Consider the following 20,944-nt stretch of genomic DNA (forward strand, 5'->3'; position numbering starts at 1 on the left):
GGTATTTTACTCCTGGTTTTTTGTGAAGATGCGCATGGCCTTTTTTAAGATTTCGTTTTCCTCCCGTATCTCAGCCAATTCTTTCTCATGTTGTTTTTTCATCTTTTCTAATTCTGAAGGGGTAATGTAGCGCTCTGCCGTTTGTTCACCTTTTACCCGTTGCCTATAATCAGCAACCCATCTGCACAACGATTTGTAGGATACTTCCAGTTCATAAGCTACCTCAGTATCCTTTCTCCCCTCCTCAACCACCAATTTTGAAGCATAATCCTTATACTCCCGATCGTAATGTTTCCCCATTATGAACACGTCCTTTTTAATGATGATTGTATTATATACTAATCTCATTTCCCCGTGTCCACTTTTTAGACTAACTTAAAAAGCCCCTGCCGCCGCGGAAGAACTGTCCCGTTAGGTGTTCCAATTGGACATAAGCTCCACAAATACATTATGGGCGGGAAAAGGGGAGGAGTTCAAGAAATTGACTTAGAGATAAAATCAAATGCCTTTCTCTTCTTTTTGTTATGTAAGTTGGTTTTAAATGATAGACAAATAAACCTATTGCAGAAGCAGCTGCTTCCGCAATAGGCTAATCACTGATACTCCGGGCTCACCGGAGTGAAGCCATTATTGATACAATTGCCCGCTGTCTCCGGCAGTCGGATTCTGGGACTGTGCCATGTACTGCTGGATTTGCGGCTGGTTTTCCGGAACAACTTGGTACATGGCGCCGATTTTTGCCGTATCCACAGATTCTGCCTGGTCAACCGGATAGTAGCCTTTCGATGCCATATACTGCCACATGTCATAGGCGTGGGCGCAGCTCATCATAAAGGCAGTCTGGCAAAACGACCGGATTTCAGGATTTGCCATTTCCATCGCCGCCCATGCATATTCCCGCCCGGCCCGTTTCAGCGTTAACAAATACGCAGTTGCCATTTCGCGGTCGTTCATATCTTCAACCATCGTCCGCGGCTGGACAGGGACAGCCGGTGGGGCCATTTGCAGTGCCATGTTGGAAATCTCTTGGTTTTCTTTTAACAACGGCAATTCTTTTTTTGCCCCTTCAGCTTTGTTTAAAAATTCGACTTTCATGTTGTAGTCCCGGATATGGAGCGGAAAATGTTTTTCCAGAATTTTTTTGAACGCCGGATCCTGGACATGCTGGAGCATATATGCCATGTTCGTAATCGAGTTGACACAGCTCATCGCCAGTTCATTTAAATCGTACAGTTCATGTGCGGCTAATTTCATGATTCAACCTCCACTTCATTTTTTAAACCAATCTTATTTTGTTTTAAACGGGGCAGGATATACAGGAACGTTTTCGTTGTTTTTTGTAATGGCCAGTGCTACTGTAAAAATGAAACCGTCCCACAAATGGGGAGAAGGAGGAGAGCGTTGTGAAGACAGAAACTTTACGTTTAAAGGCGCATCAGAATGCTGAACTGACAGCGTATGTGCTGGACGGATCCCCTGAGTTCAGCAATATCGAGGCGCGCCCGGCTGTGCTTATTTTTCCCGGTGGCGCCTACCGGTTTACCTCGGACAGGGAAGCGGAACCGGTTGCAATGGCATATTTGGCGGAAGGATTCAACGCGTTTGTACTGCGCTACTCGGTCGGGGAAACATTCCGGTTTGAAGCGGCTTTACAAGATGCGGAAGAAGCGATTGCGATGATCCGCGAGCATGCGAAAGACTGGCATACTGACCCTGAAAAAATTGCAGTTGTTGGTTTTTCTGCAGGAGGCCATCTTGCTGCTGCACTTGGTACGATCGGGAAAAATAAGCCCAATGCCTTGATTTTAGGCTACCCATGTATTTTGGATTCGATGAGCGAAAGCCTTGCTTTTCCGGTGCCGTCTGTTGACAAGGAAGTGACTGCCGAAACGCCGCCGGCTTTTCTGTTTTCAACGTTTGAAGACCAAACCGTGCCGATTGAAAACTCAATTGCCTTCTTGCAGGCGTTGAATGCGCATGGCATTCCATTTGAGTCGCATATTTTTCAAAAAGGCAAGCATGGATTGTCGCTCGCCAAACCCCACACTTCAAACGGATTAAAAGCAAATGTGGATGCAGATGTTGAAAAATGGTTTGGCCTGAGCGTTTCCTGGCTTCATAAAGTGCTCGGCCAGTTTCCGGCTAATGCTTAATTGAGGGGAATTTGACGGTCCGGGAAAACGGTTCTTGATGGCTCAGAAAAGGGTTCAAGAAAATCAGAAGTTTCATGTTTTTGGGACTTTACCACGCGCGCAGAGTCCGTCTATGTAAAGAAAGCTGGCGCAAAAATCGATGTTCCTTCACGTAGAGTGCGTCTACGTGAAGGAAGCGAGGAAAAAAGGTGTTGTTCCTTAACGTAGAAGGCGTCTATGTGAAGGAAGCGAGGAAAAAAGGCGTTGTTCCTTAACGTAGAAGCCGCCTATGTTAAGAAAGGGTGCAAGAAAATCGCCGTTTCTTAACATAGAGTGCGCCTACGTGAAGGAAACGCGCAAAAAAATTGATGTTCCTTAACATAGAGCGCGTTTATGTAAAGAAAGCACGCAAAAAAATCGTAGTTTCTTCACATAGGCTGCAACCGAAACGGCCGGTGCTGTAGTATAAACCATTTTTGTAAAATTGGGAGGAATGTATATGTCAAGTCTACATGAAACTTTTGTATTGGAAAATGGGGTGGCGATCCCGAAAATCGGCCTTGGTACATGGCAAGTCCCGAATGGCGAAACCACTTACCATGCCGTATCTTTTGCTTTAAAAAACGGCTATCGCCACATTGATACCGCCTATGCTTACCATAATGAAGAAAGTGTCGGCAAAGCAGTGCGGGATTCCGGCATTGACCGGCGCGACATTTTTGTCACGTCCAAGCTGCCGGCGGAAATCAAGTCGTATGACAAAGCGCTGAAAACATTTGACGAAACAATGGAAAATCTTGGCCTTGAGCAGCTCGACCTTTATCTGATTCATGCCCCGTGGCCGTGGAGCGAAAAGGGGGCCGATTACACGAAAGAAAATATTGAAGTTTGGAAAGCGATGGAGGAGATCTATGAAAGCGGGCGCTGCCGGGCAATTGGCGTTTCCAATTTCAGCGTTTCCGACCTGAAAGCCGTGATGGAAAATGCAAAAATCAAGCCGATGGTCAATCAAATCCGTTACTTCATTGGACATACACAGGAAGATGTGACAGCATTCTGCCAGGACAATGGCATTCTGGTTGAGGCCTATTCGCCGCTTGCTACTGGAAAAATTCTGGAAAACACCGAGATACAAAAAATTGCAGACAAATACGGCAAAACACTTCCGCAAGTTTGCATCCGTTACTGCTTGCAAAAAGGCGTGCTGCCACTCCCAAAATCGACGCATGAGGCATTTATCCTGCAAAATGCGGACGTAGACTTTGAAATTTCCAGTGAAGACATGCAATATCTCGATCAGTTGAAAGAGACAGAAAAATAAACGGAAAGAAAAAGGCTGTTCATTTGGACAGCCTTTTGAAATGTACCGGAGCCGATTCCGAAGCGCGATTAAGTGCAACCGTTCTTTTTTCATATTATAATAGTTACAAAAGAACAAAGCAGCAGTTTACAGAAAAGGTATAACAGCAATAACGCCGGCAGTCTGTCAATCCCGGCCGGCACAGGCTGTTTGAAAAAATAGAGAAATCGGCGGACTTTTTACCGGCATTGAAAAATATACAGCAAAGAACCAGGGGGAGCATAAATGAAGATTGTTGCACTTTCGGGCTCGCGAGTCGGCTCGAAAACAAGAACAGCGATGAACTACGCGGTAAACGTGATCCGTGGGAAATATCCAAACGCGGAAGTCACGCTCCTTGATCTGGCGGATTACGATGTGCAGTTCAGCGACGGGCGCCATTATATGGATTACGAAGGGGATACCAAATTTGTGGCGCAAACTGTCATGGACGCGGATGCGCTTATCATCGGCACGCCGGTTTTCCAGGCATCGATTCCGGCGACATTGAAAAATGTGTTTGACCTGCTGCCCGAAAAATCACTTCGGGATAAGGTGGCAAGCATCATTGTCACGGCCGGCTCACCGAAACATTATTTGATTGCCGAGCAGCAGATCAAGCCGATTTTGTCTTACATGCGGGCACAAATTGTCCAGTCTTATGTTTTTATAGAGGAAAAAGATTTTTACCAGAAAGAAATTGTCAATGAAGACGTCCTCTTGCGCATCAGCCGGCTTGTGGAGGACACCGTCATGCTTACGGAAACGTATGCAAAAATAAAAGAAGCAGCGTACATCTCCCGCGATTAAAGCCGCGCACGTACCGGACGATTCAGAAAAGGGCGGACAGCTAAAACTGTCCGCCCTTTTCTGATGCAGGTGGTAGGAGAGTAAAGGAAAATCCCGTTTTTGCAGTTCTCCGGGAAGAAAAAAGATACCAAAAACTGGTGAACGATATTCAATATAAACTGGGAATTAGCCAGGTGTAACTCCTCTGTTTAAACTACAACGGCTTGCAAAAAACTTACCTAAATATAAAAATTTTTCAGAAAAACGGTTTTTCTCTTGATCATTCCCTCCCTGTCCATGTAAAATTAAAATAGCAAATAAATGTTCTCGTTTTTAAATTTGGGAGGGAGTGCCTTGTCTTTTTCATTTATCCATGCGGCTGATATTCATTTGGACAGCCCTTTGGCCGGCCTGGAGCAATACGAGGGGGCACCAGTGGAAAAAATCCGCGGTGCAACCCGTGAAGCATTTAAAAATTTGGTGGATGCGGCGATTGAACGGCAAGTCCATTTTCTCATCATTGCCGGCGATTTGTATGACGGCAACTGGAAAGATTACAATACCGGCCTATTTTTCACAAGCCAGATGGTGCGCCTGCAGAAAGAAGGCATTCCTGTTTTCCTCATCCGCGGCAACCATGATGCGGCCAATTTGATGACGAAATCTCTGAAACTGCCGGCCAATGTGCACGAATTTCCGGTCAAAGCGCCGGAAACGGTTACCCTTGATGCACTTGGCGTCGCCATTCACGGGCAAGGTTTTGCACAACGGGCAGTGGAAGAAAATCTTGTGAAGAACTATCCGCCGAAAAAAGAAGGCTATTTCAATATCGGCATTTTACATACAAGCGCGACGGGGCGTGAAGGGCATGAAAATTACGCGCCGTGCACGATAGAAGATATGATGGAGAAGCAGTATGATTATTGGGCGCTCGGCCATATCCATATGCGGGAATTGCTCCATCCGCATGATCCGGTGATTTTGTTCCCGGGAAATATCCAGGGACGGCATATCCGGGAGACAGGAGAAAAGGGCTGCACCTATGTGGAAGTAAAAGACGATACGATTGAAAAGATGGAACCCATCCCGCTTGATGTGTTGCGCTGGACATTATGCCCGGTTGATATGGGCGACATCGAAACGATGGACGGGCTCATGGACGCGGCCCGCAGTGCGCTTGAAAAGGCATACGGGGAAGCAGACGGGCGTTACTTGGCGGTGCGTTTTGAATTGGCCGGCGCAACGAAAATGCACAGGGAACTGATTGCAAAAAAAGACCTCCTCTTGAACCAGCTGCGTTCCATTGCGCTTGAGACAGGTTTCGGTGAAATCTGGGTGGAGAAAGTAAAAATCAAAACAACAGGACTGAACGATGCCGATGCCTTTTCCGATGAACAGTCGCCAATCGGGACGGTGCTAAAATTTATCCGCAGCACGGCCGAAAATGAAGAGATGCTTGAAGCGCTGCTGGATGAGTTCAGCGATATCCGCCAGGCCATTCCGCATGAACTGAAAGAAGGGGAAGACGGGTTTGATTTTTCCAACCCGGGCCTCGTCAAAAAGCGGATAAAAGATGTGGAAGACTTCATTCTTTATTCCTTAACGGAAACGGGGGCGGAAAAGGCATGAGATTTGATTATTTGAACCTGCTTGCTTACGGGCATTTTACTGACCAGATGCTTTCCTTTGATCCGGAGAAAAACTTCCATCTGCTGTTCGGGCCGAACGAAGCCGGAAAAAGCACAACACTCCGCTCGATTACGCATTTTTTATACGGATTTCCGCAAAAAACGAACGACGCTTTCCTCCATGGCAATACGAAATTAAGAATTGAAGGGCTTTTGCGCAACACAAAAGGGGAAGCCTTGCAGTTTACCCGCAGAAAAGGGAAAAAGAATACGGCACTTGACCCGGACGGCAACCCGGTCCCGGAAAATACGGTCGCGGCCTTTTTAAACCATATGCCGGAATCCCAGTTTTTAAATATGTTTGCCCTTGACCATGTCCGTCTTCGTGAAGGCGGCGAAAGCCTTTTGGAAAGCGGGGGCAATGCCGGGGAAAGTTTTTTCACCGCCGCTTCGGGCATCAATGTGCTGCGCCGGGTTCTCGAGAACTTTGACAAACAGGCAGGCGCACTGTACAAAAAAACCGGTTCCGTCCCTGAATTAAATAAGCTGCTCAAGCGGGAAAAAGAGCTTTCGAAAAAAATCAATGAGCAGCAGTTGAAAGTACAGGCATGGAAAGCTTTCGAGGCGCGTTACCGGGAGTTGGAAAAAGAACTCGGCGCCCTCACCGCAAAAATAAAGACGCTGCGCAGCCAAAAAGAACAGCTGCAACGGGTCAAATGGATTTTGCCGAAGATCGCAAACCGGAAAAATCTTTTGCAAAAATTGGAAGCGCTCGGCGATGTCCCGGATCTTCCGGATAATATTGCAGAAGTCCGTGCCGAAGCGGAAAACAAATGGAACGCTTCCCGGGCAAACTTGGACAAAATTTCCCGGCAACTGGCGGGCACCGAAGCGGAAATGAAAGAAATCAGCATTCCGGAACACATTTTAGAACAGGCTGCCGCGATTACAGCCCTTTACCGCCAAGTGCAACAGTACGAAGACGATGAAAAAATGCTGCCTGAGCTCGAAGGGAAAAAGCAGCAGCTCCAAGCCCAATTGATGTCCGTTATGAAGGAGATCGACCCGGGCCGTGCAACAGTTGAAAATATAGAACATTACCGGCTGCCTTCCGCCCAAAAAGAAATGATCCGCGAGCTTTGCAAGCAAAAGCCGTTGCTCGACCAGGCTTATGAATCATTGAAACGGGAAGGCGAAAAACTGGAAAAAGAGCTGGCAAAGAAGCTGGAAGAATTGGCTGCCTTGCCTGATCTGCCGGACGTGGAAAAACTGGAAGCCGTCCTGGCAAAGGTGAACCGTGCAGGGGACGTGGAAGCGGCGATACACGAGCTGGCCGCGGAATGCCGGCAAAAGCAGCGGCAAGTGGAAGAAGCCGTCCGTACTTTGCCGTTATGGGATGGTGAGGCGGAAGAACTTGTCAAACTCCCGGTGCCCGGTTTAGAAGAAACGGTGAAGAAATTTGAAAAAGAGGCGGAGCAATTGACGCGGCAGCTGGACTCGGTGCAAAGCCGGATTTCCCGGTTGGAAGAGGACATCGAAGCTTCAGAAGAAAGCATCCGCCGGCTTGATTCCATTGCCGAGATCCCGTCCGAAGAAAAGCTGTCGGCCGTCCGTGCCTTAAGGGATGCCGGCTGGCAGCTGATACGCACCAAACTTGAAACCGGCCATTGGCTTGAAACGGCTGAAACATATACAAAGGGAGAGCCGGCCGCGTCGGTTTATGAGAAACATGTCCTTGAAGCTGACCAGATTGCGGATACGATGCGGCTGGAAGCGGAAAAAGTCGGCGAGAAGAATAAACTTTTAGCCGATATTAGAAAGTTCCGCGGGAAAAAGGAACAGCTTGAAAAAGAGAAATCCGGACTTGAAGAAGCTTTGCGTGCGTGGGAATCCGGCTGGCAAAATCTTTGGGCGCCGGCGCAAATCCGTCCGCTTACGCCTGGAGAGATGCGGGAATGGCTGCAAAAACACGCGCAAATTAAAAGCTTGATGCAGGATTATGAGAAGGAGCAAGATAAAATGCGCGCGCTCCATGATAGCCGTGCGGACTGCTGCAATGCGCTATCTGCCGTGCTGAAAACATTTGCCGCCGTTTCAGAAGGGCAGCCGCTTGCGGAACTGGTAAGTCTTGCAGAAAACGAATTGAAACGAGTCCGCAATCTTGCCGCAAAGAAGGACAGCCTCGAAACGGCTATCCGCGATTTAAAAGAAAAACGGGAAGAGATGCAAACGGAGAAAGCGGAAATCGGGAAGAAACGCGAAGCATGGCTGGCAAATTGGTCTTCGGCTGTCGCGGGCACGGCAATATTGGAAGAGGTGCCGCCGGCGGTTGCTGAATCCCTGCTCGCCCGCTATGAAACATGTATGCAACTCTATGATGCATACAACCAGACTGAAAAAGAGCAGCAAGCCGTTACTGAAAAAATGGCGCGCTTTGAAGAAAAAGTGCAGCATATCCTTGAAACGGCCCAACTTCCATCGAACGGGGAGAATGCCGCTGTTGCCGTAAGCCAGATGTATCAGCTATTGCAAAATGCCCAACAGGACGATGCCGCTTTGAAAAAGCTCAAACGCCGTTTAGAAGACTTGGAGAATGAGAGAAAAGAAGAAACAGAAGCACTGGAAGCAGCTGAAGCGGTTTTAACAGAACTTTTCCAACAGGCAGGCTGCAGCACAATCGAAGAACTAAAGCAAATTGAAACAGCTTTCCTGCTGAAAAAAAGTTTTGAAAAAGACATTCGGCAAATCGAAGCGGACATGCTGGATGCGGGTGCCGGTAAATCACTGCAGGAATTGCTTGATGAGGCGGCCCGGTTTGATGCAGATTCGATTGACGCCGATTTGGCGGAAACCGGGCGTGAACTTGACCGTTTGGAAGCCTCGCGTTCCGAGGTGGAGCAGGAATATGGGGCGGTCAAAAAAGAATACGAAGAACAGATTCGCGGCGCCAACATGACAGCCATTGAAGCCGGCCAGGAAAGGGAAAGCGTGCATGCGCAAATCGCCAGTTTGACGGAGCAATATATCCAGTTGAAACTCGCTGCCGCTTTGCTGCAAAAGGGGATTGAATTTTACCGGAGCCAAAATCAAAATCCGATTTTAAATCGTGCGGGTGATATTTTTGCGCGGCTGACACTTCATTCTTTTGACGGGTTGGCGGTGGATTACAACGAGCAGGACGAGCCTGTTTTAATGGGCGTGCGCGGCGGGGAGAATGTGCCGCTGAACGGGATGAGCGACGGGACGACCGACCAGCTGTATCTGTCCTTACGCCTTGCGAGCATTGAAAAATACGCAGCTGAAAACGAGCCGCTACCGTTCATTGTCGATGACATCCTCGTCCATTTCGACGATGAACGTTCAAAAGAAACATTGAAAGTATTGCTCGAACTTTCCAGCTGCACGCAAATCATCTTTTTCACACATCATCAGCGCCTTGTCGACATGATGCAGGAAATCGCCCCGCCGGAAGCCGTCCAGTACTTGGCTTTCCACGGGCAGAAAATTGCCGTGCATTAAACAGGGCTTGCCGAACAAATCCGTTTTTGCTTTTTATCCGGCCCATTCAGTAAGTGCTGCAATGTTTACCAGATACAGGTTGATTCTTTTCTATCTATGGCTGTGGCTTTTGAATTAAGTTTTTTCGGGATCACTATAAAAGCAAGACAAAATAAAAAAGGCCCCGCTTTGTGCGGGTCCTTCTTTTACATCAGGATTCGGTGGAAGAATATTTGTAAAAGCCTTCTCCTGTTTCTTTTCCGAGTTTGCCTTTGTCAATGTATTCCGTTTTCAGCAAGTCTGCTATTTTTTTATACAGTTCATCGCCGGTAGTTTCTGCTTTTGCCAAACTGATATTGTAGGCGGTGTTGATGCCGACAACATCCAGAATTTGGAATGGTCCGGCCGGGGCGCCTGTTGCAATGCGCCATGTTTTGTCAATCGTTTCCGGATCGGCAACCCCTTTTACCAGCAGCATTTGCGCTGCTTCCAACAGCGGTACGAGCAAAGAGTTCAGAATATAGCCCGGCTGCTCTTTGTGCAAAGGCAGCGGCACCATGCCAATTGCCTCTGCGAATGCGATCACATCCTGAAACACTTTTTCATCTGTGCCAGGATGTTTCATGATTTCTGCTGTATTGTTTTTCCAAATTTCATTGGCAAAATGGAGCGCCAGAAATTTTTTCGGGCGGCCGGTTGCTTCTGCAAACTGGCTTGGCAGCAGGGTCGATGAGTTCGTGGCAAAGACCGTTTTTTCCGGTGCCAATTTTCCAAGTTTTTGGTAAAAGTCCTTTTTAATGGAAACCACTTCCGGAATCGCTTCAATGACCAGATCGGCATTGGCTACAGCTTGTCCTAGATCATCAGAAAAAGAAATTCTATGATAGGCTGCGTCCACTTCTTGCTCTGTTGCACCAAGATCTTTCTGGTACCGGGCCTTCAACCCGGAAATTCTTTCTTTTGCCTGTTCGATTGCCTCGGCAGAAATATCATAAACATATACATGAAAGCCTTTAAAAGCCGTTTGATAGGCAATTTGGCTCCCGAGTACGCCGCTCCCTGCAATGGTGATATTTTGAAAGTTCATCATCATACGCCCTTTCTCGCGTTTTATGTAACCCCTTACAATCCTATCGTATCACCATGGAAATGAAGCGTCAAAATTTGAATGGCTATCAATGGAAAAATGCAGTTTTACAGGCCTCATTTGGCGTGCTGGCGCTTATTTTCCGGGTTGCCTGCTATTCACAAAATCGTAAATTTCGCTAGGCGAAAAAGCTTTACTCTTTTTATCAAGGTGATATAATATGGGTTGCATTCAAAAGAACGGATGAAAAAGCCCGCAAAATGAAGAAGAGAGGTCTTATGGAAATCAAAGCTGTCAAACTCAAGCAGAAGTCTACTTTTTACCTGAACAGATATTTAACGGGGGATTCTATAGATTATCGGGAAGTTATTGGCATTATTATCCCAATTTTGGTGGATCAGGCGTTTTTGATCTTAATGAGTTTTCTAAATACGGCGATGATCAGTTCTGCCGGCGTCAGTGCTGTCAGTGCCGTAAACATGGTAGATTCATTGAATATTTTCCTTGTCAACGTATTTATTGCAATTGCAACCGGTGGAACGGTGATTGTTGCCCAGTATAAAGGCATTGGCAATAAAGAAATGGTGTCAAAGACGGCGACACAAGCCATTTCTGCTGTTGCTATTTTTTCGGTCGTGCTTGCCGTGTTTGTGATTGTGTTCAACACGCCGACGCTCAATTTACTGTTCGGGAAAGCAGATGCAGCCGTTTTTCATAATGCGAGAATTTATTTGATTGGCAGCTGTCTCTCGTATCCTTTTATTGCGATTTTCCAGGCAGTACTGGGCGGTTTGCGCGGCGTCGGGGAAACAAAGCCATGCCTCGGCTTGTCGCTGTTTATGAACTTAACGAATACCGTGCTCAATGTTGTATTTATCACTATTTTTCATATGGGTGTCGTCGGCCTTGTGACATCCATTTTATGTGCAAGAATTTTCGGTATGATCGCTTCCATTTTTTACGTTATGAAGTACAATGAGACGATTCGTTTTAAAATAAAAAATGCGCTGCACCTTGATTTTTCTTTATTGAAGAAAGTGATGTTTATCGGGATCCCGTTTGCGGCGGAACAAATCTTTTTTAACGGCGGGAAACTGCTGACACAGACATTTATTGTGCAACTTGGGACATTGGCGCTAACGGAAAATGCGATCGCAAGTTCAATCACGCTGCTCTTCCAGATTGGACCAAACGCGCTCAGCATTGCGATTGTTACGATTGTCGGACAATGCATGGGTCGGCGGAATATCGATGACGCGCGGAAATTTGCAAAGTCGTTTATTGTTTTGTCTTCGCTGCTTTATATCGTAACGACAGCGGTTCTTTTGCCGTTTTTCCCTGTCATGATGCAATTGTTTAATCCGCCTGACTCGATTATTCCGACGATCTTTACGATTGTCCTGATTTCTGCGTTCGGGCAGCCGCTGTTATGGCCGCAAAGTTTTATTATGCCGGCCGTGCTCCGGGCAGCAGGTGACTCAACATTTACATCGGTCGCTTCGCTGTTGTCAATGTGGCTTTTGCGGGTGATACTCGGCTATATTTTAGGGATTACATTCGGTTTTGGCATCATTGGCGTCTGGGTCGCGATGATTGCCGAATGGGGTGTGCGCGGGCTCATTTTTATGAACCGCTTCAAAGGTGCCAAATGGTATGCGCATAAACTGGTTTAACGACGGAAAGCAGTGCGATCGTCCGCACTGCTTTTAGTTTTCAAAATGTGAAAACGTTAACAATTTCGACACAGCTTTTTCCGGCTGCCCATGCTATACTACAAGTGTAAGGAAGGAAAGCCCTTACAGTTTGGGATTGCAGGAGACTCAACCATCCCGATTGGTTCCGTCTTCACGCGTATATTTCGAAAAGCCCAGAACGGTGAGCGCAACCGGTCCACTAAAAAGGAATTGGCGAATGCTCTCCGCCCGTTCAGGCAGCTGAAAAGCAAACCTTTTGCCGGGACATAAACGATTGCCGAAAAAGTGATTTGAAGAATCATGGAAACTCCAGGCACTTGAGTAAATGAATGAAAGCAATTGGGGAACCAGTTTCCGACGATGAAAGTTTTCTAAGGAAAGTTTTCAAAAGGAAAAGGCCGCAAAGCAATTCATTCATGAGAAAAAGTGCTGAACAGTCAAATGAAATGTCAATGAACTTTCAGGCAAAAGAATATGGAAAGGCAAAGGAAAGCCGGATCAGTTACGGATCTTTTAAGGCACAAGCTTTAAAAGCAGCAAATCTTAACAAAGATTTGTATCTGTCACGGAGCCGACGACAGGCGTCCTGATAACATCACACTCCGGCAGCCGGGAAAAGGCTGAAAACCCCATTCATACATTGGGGAGCTACCCCCCGAATGTGAAAATGTATACAGGATGCGGCATGGTTGGGTCCCCTGTAATACCAAACTAAAGGCAGTGCGATGAAGTACCCGTTCATCGCACTGCCTTTTCATTTGGGAAGCATGCCGTTCAAGAAAAAAACAGGATTGCCAAGAAGGTGGGGCTTCCGTTATTTGGAAAAAAGGGAGTGGCCGCGATCGGAATAGGGGGCGAAACAGGTTGGGCTGCAGGGTTCAAGAGGAACAAAAGCGAGTTTGACAACGCCGGAATATCTTTTTTCTCGCTTTCTTCACGCAGGTCAGCCAATTGGACAAAACGAACGCCGGTCGGGGAGCTTTTGTCTAATTGGACCTTCTAATTAGACAAAACATTCAGGGAGCGTTGAGCTTTTGTTCAATTAGAGGGGTTCTAAGTCAAGATTGTCATTTTCCCCCGCTTTCTTAGGCCCAGCCCCCAATCCAAATGCCTGTGCGCCGCGAAACATCCGCGTCCAAAATGTCTTCATCAGGCTGAGGGAGACAAAAAAGGGAGCAAATTTAGCCCCCTGTTTACGAATTGGCTCCTGACTCTTGTTGTTTTTCGACCACTGCCTCATTTGAAATGTTCAGCGTTCCCGTGTACTCCACTAAACCGATCTTGCAGCCGGGGCCGATTTCGATATTTTCCCCGCGAACCGTGCCGGCTTCGGTGTATTCCAAATAGATTTGGTCCCCTTCGATGATATCAGCGTGCAACAGATGCCGCTTTTTTCCAAACATGCCGGGAAGCCCGCCTTGCATGCGGACGTCAATTTTCTTCCCGCCGATTTCGCCCGCGCGGCTGTTGCTATACTTTAACGCAATTTCAATTTCTTCCGCATTTAACAGGCCGCCAACTAGAAACTTTCCTTTTAAAATAAAAGCCTCTGCTTCGACATCTTCTTTGACGTCAAGCGACCCTTTGATCTCTGCTTTTTCCGTGCTGAACCGTCCGCCGATTTCCATCTCCCCGCGTACAAGGCTGGTCTTGATTTCCGCATCCCGTTCAATCCGGCAGCTGCCTGAAACTTTCATTTTCTCTGCCTCTACACTGCCGGCAAATATCCCCTCGCCAAAAACTGAAATCATCTTGGCGGTTGTATTTCCGCTTACCTTGCTTGTACCGCGGATCGACAAGTTCAAGCAATCGAGCGCATCGACAATTTCCGCTTCCCCGTTCACTTTAACATTTCCGTACAATCCGCCGCCATAAGCGCCCGAGCCATTCACAATCAAAGGATTTCTCTCCATGTTCTGCACGCCTTTCTTTATATTTTTCGGTATTCTTTCACAACCGCTGAGCTGTCTTTTTCAAACGTATCCTGGTACTCCACAAGATCAATTTCACATTTTGGACCAATTTTTATACGGGCGCCCCGCACCACTTTCGCCGTCGTCATCTCAAGCACAATATCATCTCCTTCAATACTGTCAACCTTGAGACCCGTGGGCATAAACGGCTTCAGCCAGTTTGAAATAGAATTGACTTTTTTCACCGTGATCTGCTGCCCACCCATTTCACGGATAAAACAGCGCCACAACGGGTTCATTTCAATCTTTTCGGCATTCAGTTCGCCTTCCATTTTGACAGTGCCGTGGATGTTGATTTCCTCGGCTTCACAATCTCCGGCAACAGACACATTCCCTTCAAGCAGAATTTCCGTTCCTTTCACTTTGCCGTCAAATCTTGCATTCCCGGATACGCGGAGATTTTCTGCCAGGACATCATCCAAAAACTTGGCCGATCCTGAAACCTCCATGCTTTTACTGGAGAGACTGCCGTGAAAGGTTGCGGTGCCATTGATCGTGGCATTTTGTGAAACAATGTTTCCTTTAAAAACCGCTATTCCGTTTGATTCCAAACTTTTACACTGGATTTCACTATTCACTGTTCCTTTTCCGTTCACGATGACGTCGTCAAAAGTCCCGCCGTTTGAGGATGCGACTCCGTTTATGACAAGATTTCCCACTTTTGCCCGCCTCCTATAGCCATTTTCCTTTTAATTCTGCTGATAACTCCATCAGATCAAGGTTGACAATCACTTTTGCTTCACGGTCAAACAAAATATCTTCCGCTTTTTTTGTTAAAAAGCAAGTGGAAACGCCGAACTTCCGGATCAGCCATACGTTTGTGCCCTCCGTTGCAAAAGATTTTTCTGCATCCTGCAAGAGCCCAACCAGCATTTTTCCTTCCTCAAGGGAAATCTCCCCGCCGTGCAAAAGTTTTTCCAATAAAAAAATGGCGAGCACTTCCTCAAAAGGAAAAGCCTGTTCTTGCGCCTGCGTTTGTTCGATGTAAAAATTTAGTACAAAATCGGAGGCAATACCCCGTTTCAGTATATCTGCCTTGCTGATCCGTTTCCCGCCGCCCGGTGCAAACATTTCGGCAAGCGCATCAAGCGAAAGGTTTTCTTTCATCGCCTGGATTTTTTCAATCCGCTCCAAAATGCGTTCGCGGGGGAAAAAGGTTTCCTGCCCGGTAAACGTCGATTTGCGGATAAACCAGTCTTCCGGAATCAGGTTTTTCCGTTTCCACCGGTATAATTGCCCATAGGAGATGCCGGTTTGTTCGAGCAGATCTTTTTTGGAAATTAAGTCTTCATCCATTTTCGCCACTCCTTTGCTATTTTTAATATAACATAACACTGTTACACTGTAAACAAGAAAGCAAATTTAGAAAATTTCATCATAACGGGCTCAAAATATGTTATAGTTATATCTATACATAGGATTGATGTTCAGGAGGAAGAAAAACATGATTGCGGAAGAATTCAAAAGGATGCTTGGCCAGAAATCGGTCATCCGGGAAATTGCTGAATACGGGGCAGTACGGGCAAAGGAAATCGGGTCTGAAAATGTTTTTGACTATAGCCTTGGCAATCCGAGCGTGCCGGTCCCGCAAGCTTTTACCGAAAAACTTATGGAACTTGCGAAAAACCCGGCGGTGCACGGCTACAGCCCGAGCCTTGGGATTGATTCAGTCCGTGAAAAAATTGCAGATTCCTTAAAACAGCGGTTTGGCATGCCGTACCGGAAAGAACATATTTTTATGGCGACAGGAGCAGCCGGCGCCATTGCACACGCGTTAAGGGCGGTAACCGTACCGGGAGATGAAGTGCTCACGTTTGCGCCGTATTTTCCGGAATACATGCCATACGTCAATCAAACGGGCGCGGTGTTAAAAGTTGTTCCTGCTGATACAGAAAATTTTCAAATTCATTTTGACGCGTTCCGCCGGATGATTTCGCCCAAAACGGCAGCCGTTTTAATCAACACGCCGAACAATCCTTCAGGCGCTGTCTATTCGGAAGCTACGATCCGGGAATTGGCGCAGATTTTGCAAGAAAAAGAGCAGGAATTCGGGCATGAGATTTATATCATCACAGATGAACCGTACAGGGAAATTGTGTTCAAGGGGGTAGAGGCCCCATACGTTGCAAAATATCATCCGTACACGATTACATGCTACTCTTTCAGCAAGTCGCTGTCGCTGCCAGGCGAGCGGATCGGGTACGTAGCCGTGAACCCGGACTGCCCGGATGCGGAATTGATTGTCAATATGTGCGGTCAGATCTCACGCGGCATCGGCCACAACTGCCCGCCGTCGATCATCCAGCTCGCTGTTGCCGAAGTGCTGGACATCACAGCGGATCTTTCAGTCTATGAAACCAACATGAATATTTTGTATGATGCCTTGACCGATATGGGTTTTTCCATCACAAAGCCCGGCGGTACATTCTACATGTTTCCGAAAGCCTTGGAAGAGGATGCTGTGGCATTTTGCAAAAAAGCACTTGAATATGACCTGCTGCTCGTTCCTTCTGATACGTTTGGCGTTCCGAGCTACTTCCGAATTGCCTACTGCATCCCGACAGAGAAAGTGAAACGGTCGCTTGAAGCGTTCAGGAAACTGGCAAATGAATATCAACTATGAAACATTGGCCAGTCCGCCGTATGTCGTGTAAAAAGAGACTTAGGCTTTTGCATCGGGGCCAATTTAACCATTTTCATGGTATTTGCGGCCGGTAGCAAAATAACAATGTTTCGACCGTTTTATAGAATAAAGTGAACTTAACTTTAAAGCCACTTATCCATCTTCATGGTGTTTGCAGCCGGTGGCAAAATAACAATGTTTCCCTGTTTTATAGAATAAAGTGAATTTAATTTCAAAGCCACACATCCATTTGCATGGCGGCTGCTTTTTCCGGCAGGGAGCATCTCCTGTGGTTCAACAACCCAATAGTGCTAGAGACAGGCAGCTTATGATTTTGAGATCATTGAGTCTAAATACTTGATGATCTCTTCTTTGTTTCCGGAGACGGATTCTTCCCTAAGCTGGTCTTTTTTCATTTTTTCCTGTGCTTTTTGCAATATCTTTTCCCCTTTTTCTGCTGGGACCACAACAACTCCGTCCGCATCGCCCACGATAATGTCTCCGGGATGTACGGCTACTCCCCCGCAGGAAATGGGGACGTTTATTTCGCCAATACCGCTTTTTCCGCTAGCGGCTACAGTTGTGCCTCTGCAAAAAACAGGATAGTTCAGTTTTTTAACGCCATCTATATCGCGAATGACGCCGTCCACAACGATCCCGCTTATGCCTAAAGTTTTTGCCATCCCGACCACAAAGTCGCCAGCAATGGCCCTGTACTCATCCCCCTTTGCATCCACGACAAGAACATCGCCAGGTTGTGCATGTCTGATGGCTTTTAGGACGGCTAAATTGTCACCCACCGGCATTTTAACAGTAAAAGCTTTGCCGCAGAGAAAATAGGAAGATTTCAATGGCTTAATCCGCGGGTGCAAGTTATTCAAGCCATCCATAGCATCTGATATACATGTGGTAGGAATAGAACGGAATGCCTCTACAAATGCATCCATCGCTGAACCCCTCTTTCTTTAAGACTTGTTTTATGTATACTATACTAAAATAGAGAAAAAAATGAAAATAAAAAATTGTTATATTCATTCATAATAAAAATGAATAGAGGAGAGGGGAAAAGCCGCTGAAAAAGTCCAAGAGAAAACGGCAAGACACCCCCATTCATAGTGTCTCACCGTTTTTCAGTGTCCTCTGCCGGGGAAGAGGGGCGGTGTTTTTACTCGTATACCACCTTAAACTCCATCTTGTAACTTGCAAAGTCCTGTTTGTTAAACAATGGCAAATACAGCCCGATGTTCATCAGTTCGTCGCCGCCGTAGATTTTGTCTGTTTCAATATGCCGGTAGTTTTTGTCCGGGTCAAGGCCTGCCAGTTTTAATATTTTCAACGGGCCGGCTGCTTCAGACAGTACGTTGAAAAAATAGGCAATGGTATGGTTGCGGTCCGGTGAGACAAATTGCCAGGCGGCGCTGTTGCCTTCAAACGGGCTTATCAGGCGGTAGAACCGGCCAAACTGGAACAATTGCCGGTGTGCTTTGTAAAATGCAACCTGTTCCCGGATCACTGCTTTTTCATCTTCCGTGCATTTTGTCAAATCCAACTCATAGCCGAAATTGCCGCCCATTGCCACGTCACCGCGCGTCGATAACGGCGTAACCCGGCCGGTTTGGTGGTTCGGAACGGCCGAGACATGCGCGCCCATCGTAACCGGTGGGTAGGCGAGGCTTGTGCCATACTGGATTTTCAAACGGTCGGCCGCATCGGTATTATCGCTCGTCCACGTTTGCGGCATATAATACAGCATGCCCGGATCAAAACGCCCGCCACCGCCGGAACAGCTTTCAAACAAAATATCAGGATAACGCGATGTCAACTTTTCTAAAAAGTCATACAGCCCGAGCATATAGCGGTGGGCGGTTTCTCCCTGGTTTTCCGGCTCCAGCAGGGCGGAATGGACTTCTGTCATATGGCGGTTCATATCCCATTTGATGTAATCAACATGGACATGATCCAGAATGTCTGTCATCTGCCGGAAAATATTTTCGCGTACATCCCTACGGCTAAAATCGAGCACATATTGGGAGCGCCCTTCAGAAAGCCCGCGGCCCGGAATTTGCAGTGCCCAGTCCGGATGTTCACGGAAAAGGTCGCTGTCCCGCGAAACCATTTCCGGTTCAAACCAGAGGCCGAATTGCATCCCGCGTTTATGGATTTCTTCTGCCAGGTTTTTGAGCCCCATCTTTATTTTTTCGGCGTATTCATACCAGTCCCCTAAAGAACTGCGGTCATTGTCCCGGTGGCCGAACCAGCCGTCATCCAGTACAAATAGCTCAATGCCGAGCTTTTGCGCCTCGTCGGCGAGTTCAAGCAGTTTTTCATCATGAAATCGGAAATAGGTCGCTTCCCAGTTATTGATCAATACAGGGCGTTCCGCATCTTTATGCTTGCCGCGCAAAAGGTGGCGGCGGTAGAGCGTGTGAAACGTTTGCGACATCCCGTTCAGCCCGTCTCTGCTGTATACCATCACCGCTTCAGGGGAATAAAAAGTGTCACCCGGCTCCAACGCCCAGCTGAACCCGAAATCATTCAGCCCGATTCCAAAGCGTACCTGGCCGAACTGGTCCTGCTGCACCATTCCGGCAAAATTGCCGCTGTAAACGAGGTTCACTACATATGCTTCACCTTGGAATTCCGTTGTTTCAGGCTGGACAAGCGCCAAAAACGGATTTTCCTGGTGGCTGCTGGCGCCGCGCTTGCTGTCTATCCGCTTGATGCCGTCTGTTACGGTTTCTCTTGCTATTTGCCGTTCGCGTTTATGGGCGCCGGGGAGATGCAAAAGCTCAAAATTTCCGGCTGGGAAATCGACATTCAGGCTCATCAAGCGTTCAATTCGAACAGGTTTGTTTCCGCCGTTTGTCAGCACAGCCGCGCGGGAAATCGCCGGAAAATCGCGAAAGATGGTATATAAAAGCGTTAATTGAAGGCCTGTAAGCTTGTCTTCCAACATGATTTTCAACGTTTCGGCTTCATTTTGATTGGCAAAAGTAGCGGGAAGCCCGGGAAGCGCCGGCTTGCCCTTTAAAATGTCATACGCCCGGTAGCGGAAGTCCGTGACCGTTGACCCGTCCGCATGTCGGATAATATGTGCCGGCTCACGGAAATCGCCGTTGCCGTAACCCGGGAATTCCTGCAGTACCGTATCAAGCGAAAATTTGCGGTCTTTTGCACCGGGCGGGTTCGGGGAAAAACTGCGGCCAATGCGCGGATAGGCGCGCCCTCCGTGATAGGCCCTCACCGGTTTTCCCCAATACAGATGTTCCACGTAGCCGAATGCATCCACTTGTAAAAGGTAACTCACTTCATCATTTTGCAAATGGAAAGTTTTCGTTTGTTCCTCAAAACTAATCATCCATCTTCCTCCTCGTTTCGTAAGTGCAGAGGCCATTTTCAGTTTTGTCGCATCAGTTGGAATGGCCGAGGCATCCCCGGTTTTGTTCAATATGATATATACGGTTAGAGAAAATTCTTTTGGGTAAAGGAATGGTGCATATGCTTTACCGAAAGAATCCGTTTACACTTTACTATCATTTTAGTGTTTGCATCCGTCCTTGTCACTTGATTTGTAGAGTAGCTGTGCGGGCGCATCCGCCTCCAAGGAATGCGGCAGCGGCCTTTCCACGGAAAAATTTGGCATAAAAAAGTTAGCGTCAGGTATTGCATTCTTGTGCTGGCGTTGTAAAATGACTATTATTAAAAGTAGATGAGAAACAATTTGTTAACATTTACACAATGGAGCTGATGATGATGCGGGAAACCATTTCAAAAGAAAATATCCGGGAAAGAGTGCGCGACATTGTGTTGAATGATTTCGATGATGACCCTTCGGAAATAAAGGACGACACCCTTTTTGTCGATGATCTCGGTGCGGACTGGATCGATCTTTCAGAGCTGGCTGTGGAGTTATCGGATGAATTTGATTTCGATATAGAGGAAGATGAAATCAACAAGCTTGTTTCCATTGAAAAGGCAACAGACTATATATATGAAAAACAGCGAAAATGTCGTGAACATCTGGCGATCAAACTGCCAAAAATACTGGAAATCAGAAAGCAAAACAAGGCCCGTGGATAACTCGAGATTCACGGGCTTTGTTTTGCTTATGGGTTGCTGAATAAGCAAAATTTATAGATTTGGTTTATAAAAATCTAGAGAAAAGTTTGCGCTCGAGCTGT

At 47.0% G+C, this 20,944-nt stretch carries 16 protein-coding genes; 8 read left to right on the forward strand and 8 right to left on the reverse strand.

From position 1 onward, the window contains the following. Nucleotides 1-6 precede the first annotated feature (6 nt). Both NSS95_RS03165 and NSS95_RS03170 read right to left on the reverse strand, forming a co-directional pair. Nucleotides 7-300 carry a transposase gene (locus NSS95_RS03165; protein ID WP_064505187.1) on the reverse strand — a complete coding sequence of 98 codons (294 nt, stop codon included), beginning with the start codon at nucleotides 298-300 and terminating at the stop codon, nucleotides 7-9. Between the two features lie 327 nt (nucleotides 301-627). Continuing rightward, complete coding sequence (locus NSS95_RS03170; protein WP_026684873.1) at nucleotides 628-1,254, reverse strand: spore coat protein; 627 nt, start codon at nucleotides 1,252-1,254, stop codon at nucleotides 628-630. Nucleotides 1,255-1,403: 149 nt separating this feature from the next. Between NSS95_RS03170 and NSS95_RS03175 the strand changes: the two genes are divergently transcribed. From NSS95_RS03175 to NSS95_RS03195, 5 genes are all read left to right on the forward strand, one after another. Further along, entirely contained in the window at nucleotides 1,404-2,153 is a 750-nt protein-coding gene (locus tag NSS95_RS03175) for an alpha/beta hydrolase (RefSeq protein ID WP_061577545.1), read from the forward strand. A 478-nt stretch (nucleotides 2,154-2,631) separates the two neighbouring features. Beyond that, complete coding sequence (locus NSS95_RS03180) at nucleotides 2,632-3,453, forward strand: aldo/keto reductase (RefSeq protein ID WP_035182318.1); 822 nt, start codon at nucleotides 2,632-2,634, stop codon at nucleotides 3,451-3,453. Between the two features lie 264 nt (nucleotides 3,454-3,717). Then, nucleotides 3,718-4,281 carry an NADPH-dependent FMN reductase gene (locus tag NSS95_RS03185; protein WP_340713780.1) on the forward strand — a complete coding sequence of 188 codons (564 nt, stop codon included), beginning with the start codon at nucleotides 3,718-3,720 and terminating at the stop codon, nucleotides 4,279-4,281. 333 nt (nucleotides 4,282-4,614) lie between these two features. Then, nucleotides 4,615-5,889, forward strand: coding sequence for a metallophosphoesterase family protein (locus NSS95_RS03190; protein WP_035182309.1), 1,275 nt, complete (start codon nucleotides 4,615-4,617; stop codon nucleotides 5,887-5,889). Then, a complete protein-coding gene (locus NSS95_RS03195; protein WP_061577390.1) occupies nucleotides 5,886-9,407 on the forward strand; it encodes a YhaN family protein in 3,522 nt (1,173 codons plus the stop codon). The genes NSS95_RS03190 and NSS95_RS03195 overlap by 4 nt, the downstream gene beginning before the upstream one ends. Before the next feature lie 190 nt (nucleotides 9,408-9,597). Here NSS95_RS03195 and NSS95_RS03200 read toward each other — a convergent pair whose 3' ends face one another. After that, nucleotides 9,598-10,473: a 3-hydroxyacyl-CoA dehydrogenase gene (locus NSS95_RS03200; protein ID WP_061577398.1), complete on the reverse strand. Its 876-nt coding sequence runs from the start codon at nucleotides 10,471-10,473 to the stop codon at nucleotides 9,598-9,600. Between the two features lie 278 nt (nucleotides 10,474-10,751). Here NSS95_RS03200 and NSS95_RS03205 point away from each other — a divergent pair, with 278 nt between their 5' ends. After that, entirely contained in the window at nucleotides 10,752-12,146 is a 1,395-nt protein-coding gene (locus tag NSS95_RS03205) for an MATE family efflux transporter (RefSeq protein ID WP_046721038.1), read from the forward strand. Between the two features lie 1,214 nt (nucleotides 12,147-13,360). On the opposite strand, the gene NSS95_RS03210 is transcribed toward NSS95_RS03205, so the two are convergent. Genes NSS95_RS03210 through NSS95_RS03220 form a run of 3 tightly spaced genes read right to left on the reverse strand, consistent with a single transcriptional unit; the run spans nucleotide 13,361 to nucleotide 15,436 of the window. Next, entirely contained in the window at nucleotides 13,361-14,080 is a 720-nt protein-coding gene (locus tag NSS95_RS03210; RefSeq protein ID WP_064505185.1) for a hypothetical protein, read from the reverse strand. 17 nt (nucleotides 14,081-14,097) lie between these two features. Beyond that, entirely contained in the window at nucleotides 14,098-14,799 is a 702-nt protein-coding gene (locus NSS95_RS03215; RefSeq protein WP_071451744.1) for a polymer-forming cytoskeletal protein, read from the reverse strand. A gap of 13 nt (nucleotides 14,800-14,812) precedes the next feature. Next, nucleotides 14,813-15,436 carry a YhbD family protein gene (locus NSS95_RS03220; RefSeq protein ID WP_061086921.1) on the reverse strand — a complete coding sequence of 208 codons (624 nt, stop codon included), beginning with the start codon at nucleotides 15,434-15,436 and terminating at the stop codon, nucleotides 14,813-14,815. Nucleotides 15,437-15,584: 148 nt separating this feature from the next. On the opposite strand from NSS95_RS03220, the gene NSS95_RS03225 reads away from it, so the two are divergent. Then, nucleotides 15,585-16,763: a pyridoxal phosphate-dependent aminotransferase gene (locus NSS95_RS03225; RefSeq protein ID WP_026684659.1), complete on the forward strand. Its 1,179-nt coding sequence runs from the start codon at nucleotides 15,585-15,587 to the stop codon at nucleotides 16,761-16,763. Nucleotides 16,764-17,089: 326 nt separating this feature from the next. Here NSS95_RS03225 and NSS95_RS03230 read toward each other — a convergent pair whose 3' ends face one another. Both NSS95_RS03230 and NSS95_RS03235 read right to left on the reverse strand, forming a co-directional pair. Next, nucleotides 17,090-17,710, reverse strand: a complete 621-nt coding sequence (locus NSS95_RS03230) for an RraA family protein (protein ID WP_276211004.1) — start codon at nucleotides 17,708-17,710, stop codon at nucleotides 17,090-17,092. A 218-nt stretch (nucleotides 17,711-17,928) separates the two neighbouring features. Beyond that, a complete protein-coding gene (locus NSS95_RS03235; RefSeq protein ID WP_340713781.1) occupies nucleotides 17,929-20,121 on the reverse strand; it encodes an alpha-galactosidase in 2,193 nt (730 codons plus the stop codon). Between the two features lie 395 nt (nucleotides 20,122-20,516). Here NSS95_RS03235 and NSS95_RS03240 point away from each other — a divergent pair, with 395 nt between their 5' ends. After that, on the forward strand, nucleotides 20,517-20,843 hold the full coding sequence (locus tag NSS95_RS03240; RefSeq protein ID WP_014095944.1) for an acyl carrier protein: 327 nt from the start codon (nucleotides 20,517-20,519) through the stop codon (nucleotides 20,841-20,843). The last annotated feature ends 101 nt before the right edge of the window (nucleotides 20,844-20,944 follow it).

Origin of the sequence: Weizmannia sp. FSL K6-3076, assembly GCF_038007245.1 — a bacterium.
GTDB classification, from domain to species: Bacteria; Bacillota; Bacilli; order Bacillales; family Bacillaceae_C; genus Weizmannia; species Weizmannia faecalis.

Coding starts and splice junctions, on each gene's coding strand:
- NSS95_RS03225 (WP_026684659.1), top strand. CDS start 15,585: ATGATTGCGGAAGAATTCAAAAGGATGCTTGGCCAGAAATCGGTCATC.
- NSS95_RS03195 (WP_061577390.1), top strand. CDS start 5,886: ATGAGATTTGATTATTTGAACCTGCTTGCTTACGGGCATTTTACTGAC.
- NSS95_RS03165 (WP_064505187.1), bottom strand. CDS start 300: ATGGGGAAACATTACGATCGGGAGTATAAGGATTATGCTTCAAAATTG.
- NSS95_RS03240 (WP_014095944.1), top strand. CDS start 20,517: ATGCGGGAAACCATTTCAAAAGAAAATATCCGGGAAAGAGTGCGCGAC.
- NSS95_RS03235 (WP_340713781.1), bottom strand. CDS start 20,121: ATGATTAGTTTTGAGGAACAAACGAAAACTTTCCATTTGCAAAATGAT.
- NSS95_RS03200 (WP_061577398.1), bottom strand. CDS start 10,473: ATGAACTTTCAAAATATCACCATTGCAGGGAGCGGCGTACTCGGGAGC.
- NSS95_RS03180 (WP_035182318.1), top strand. CDS start 2,632: ATGTCAAGTCTACATGAAACTTTTGTATTGGAAAATGGGGTGGCGATC.
- NSS95_RS03230 (WP_276211004.1), bottom strand. CDS start 17,710: ATGGATGCATTTGTAGAGGCATTCCGTTCTATTCCTACCACATGTATA.
- NSS95_RS03170 (WP_026684873.1), bottom strand. CDS start 1,254: ATGAAATTAGCCGCACATGAACTGTACGATTTAAATGAACTGGCGATG.
- NSS95_RS03210 (WP_064505185.1), bottom strand. CDS start 14,080: ATGGAGAGAAATCCTTTGATTGTGAATGGCTCGGGCGCTTATGGCGGC.
- NSS95_RS03220 (WP_061086921.1), bottom strand. CDS start 15,436: ATGGATGAAGACTTAATTTCCAAAAAAGATCTGCTCGAACAAACCGGC.
- NSS95_RS03205 (WP_046721038.1), top strand. CDS start 10,752: ATGGAAATCAAAGCTGTCAAACTCAAGCAGAAGTCTACTTTTTACCTG.
- NSS95_RS03185 (WP_340713780.1), top strand. CDS start 3,718: ATGAAGATTGTTGCACTTTCGGGCTCGCGAGTCGGCTCGAAAACAAGA.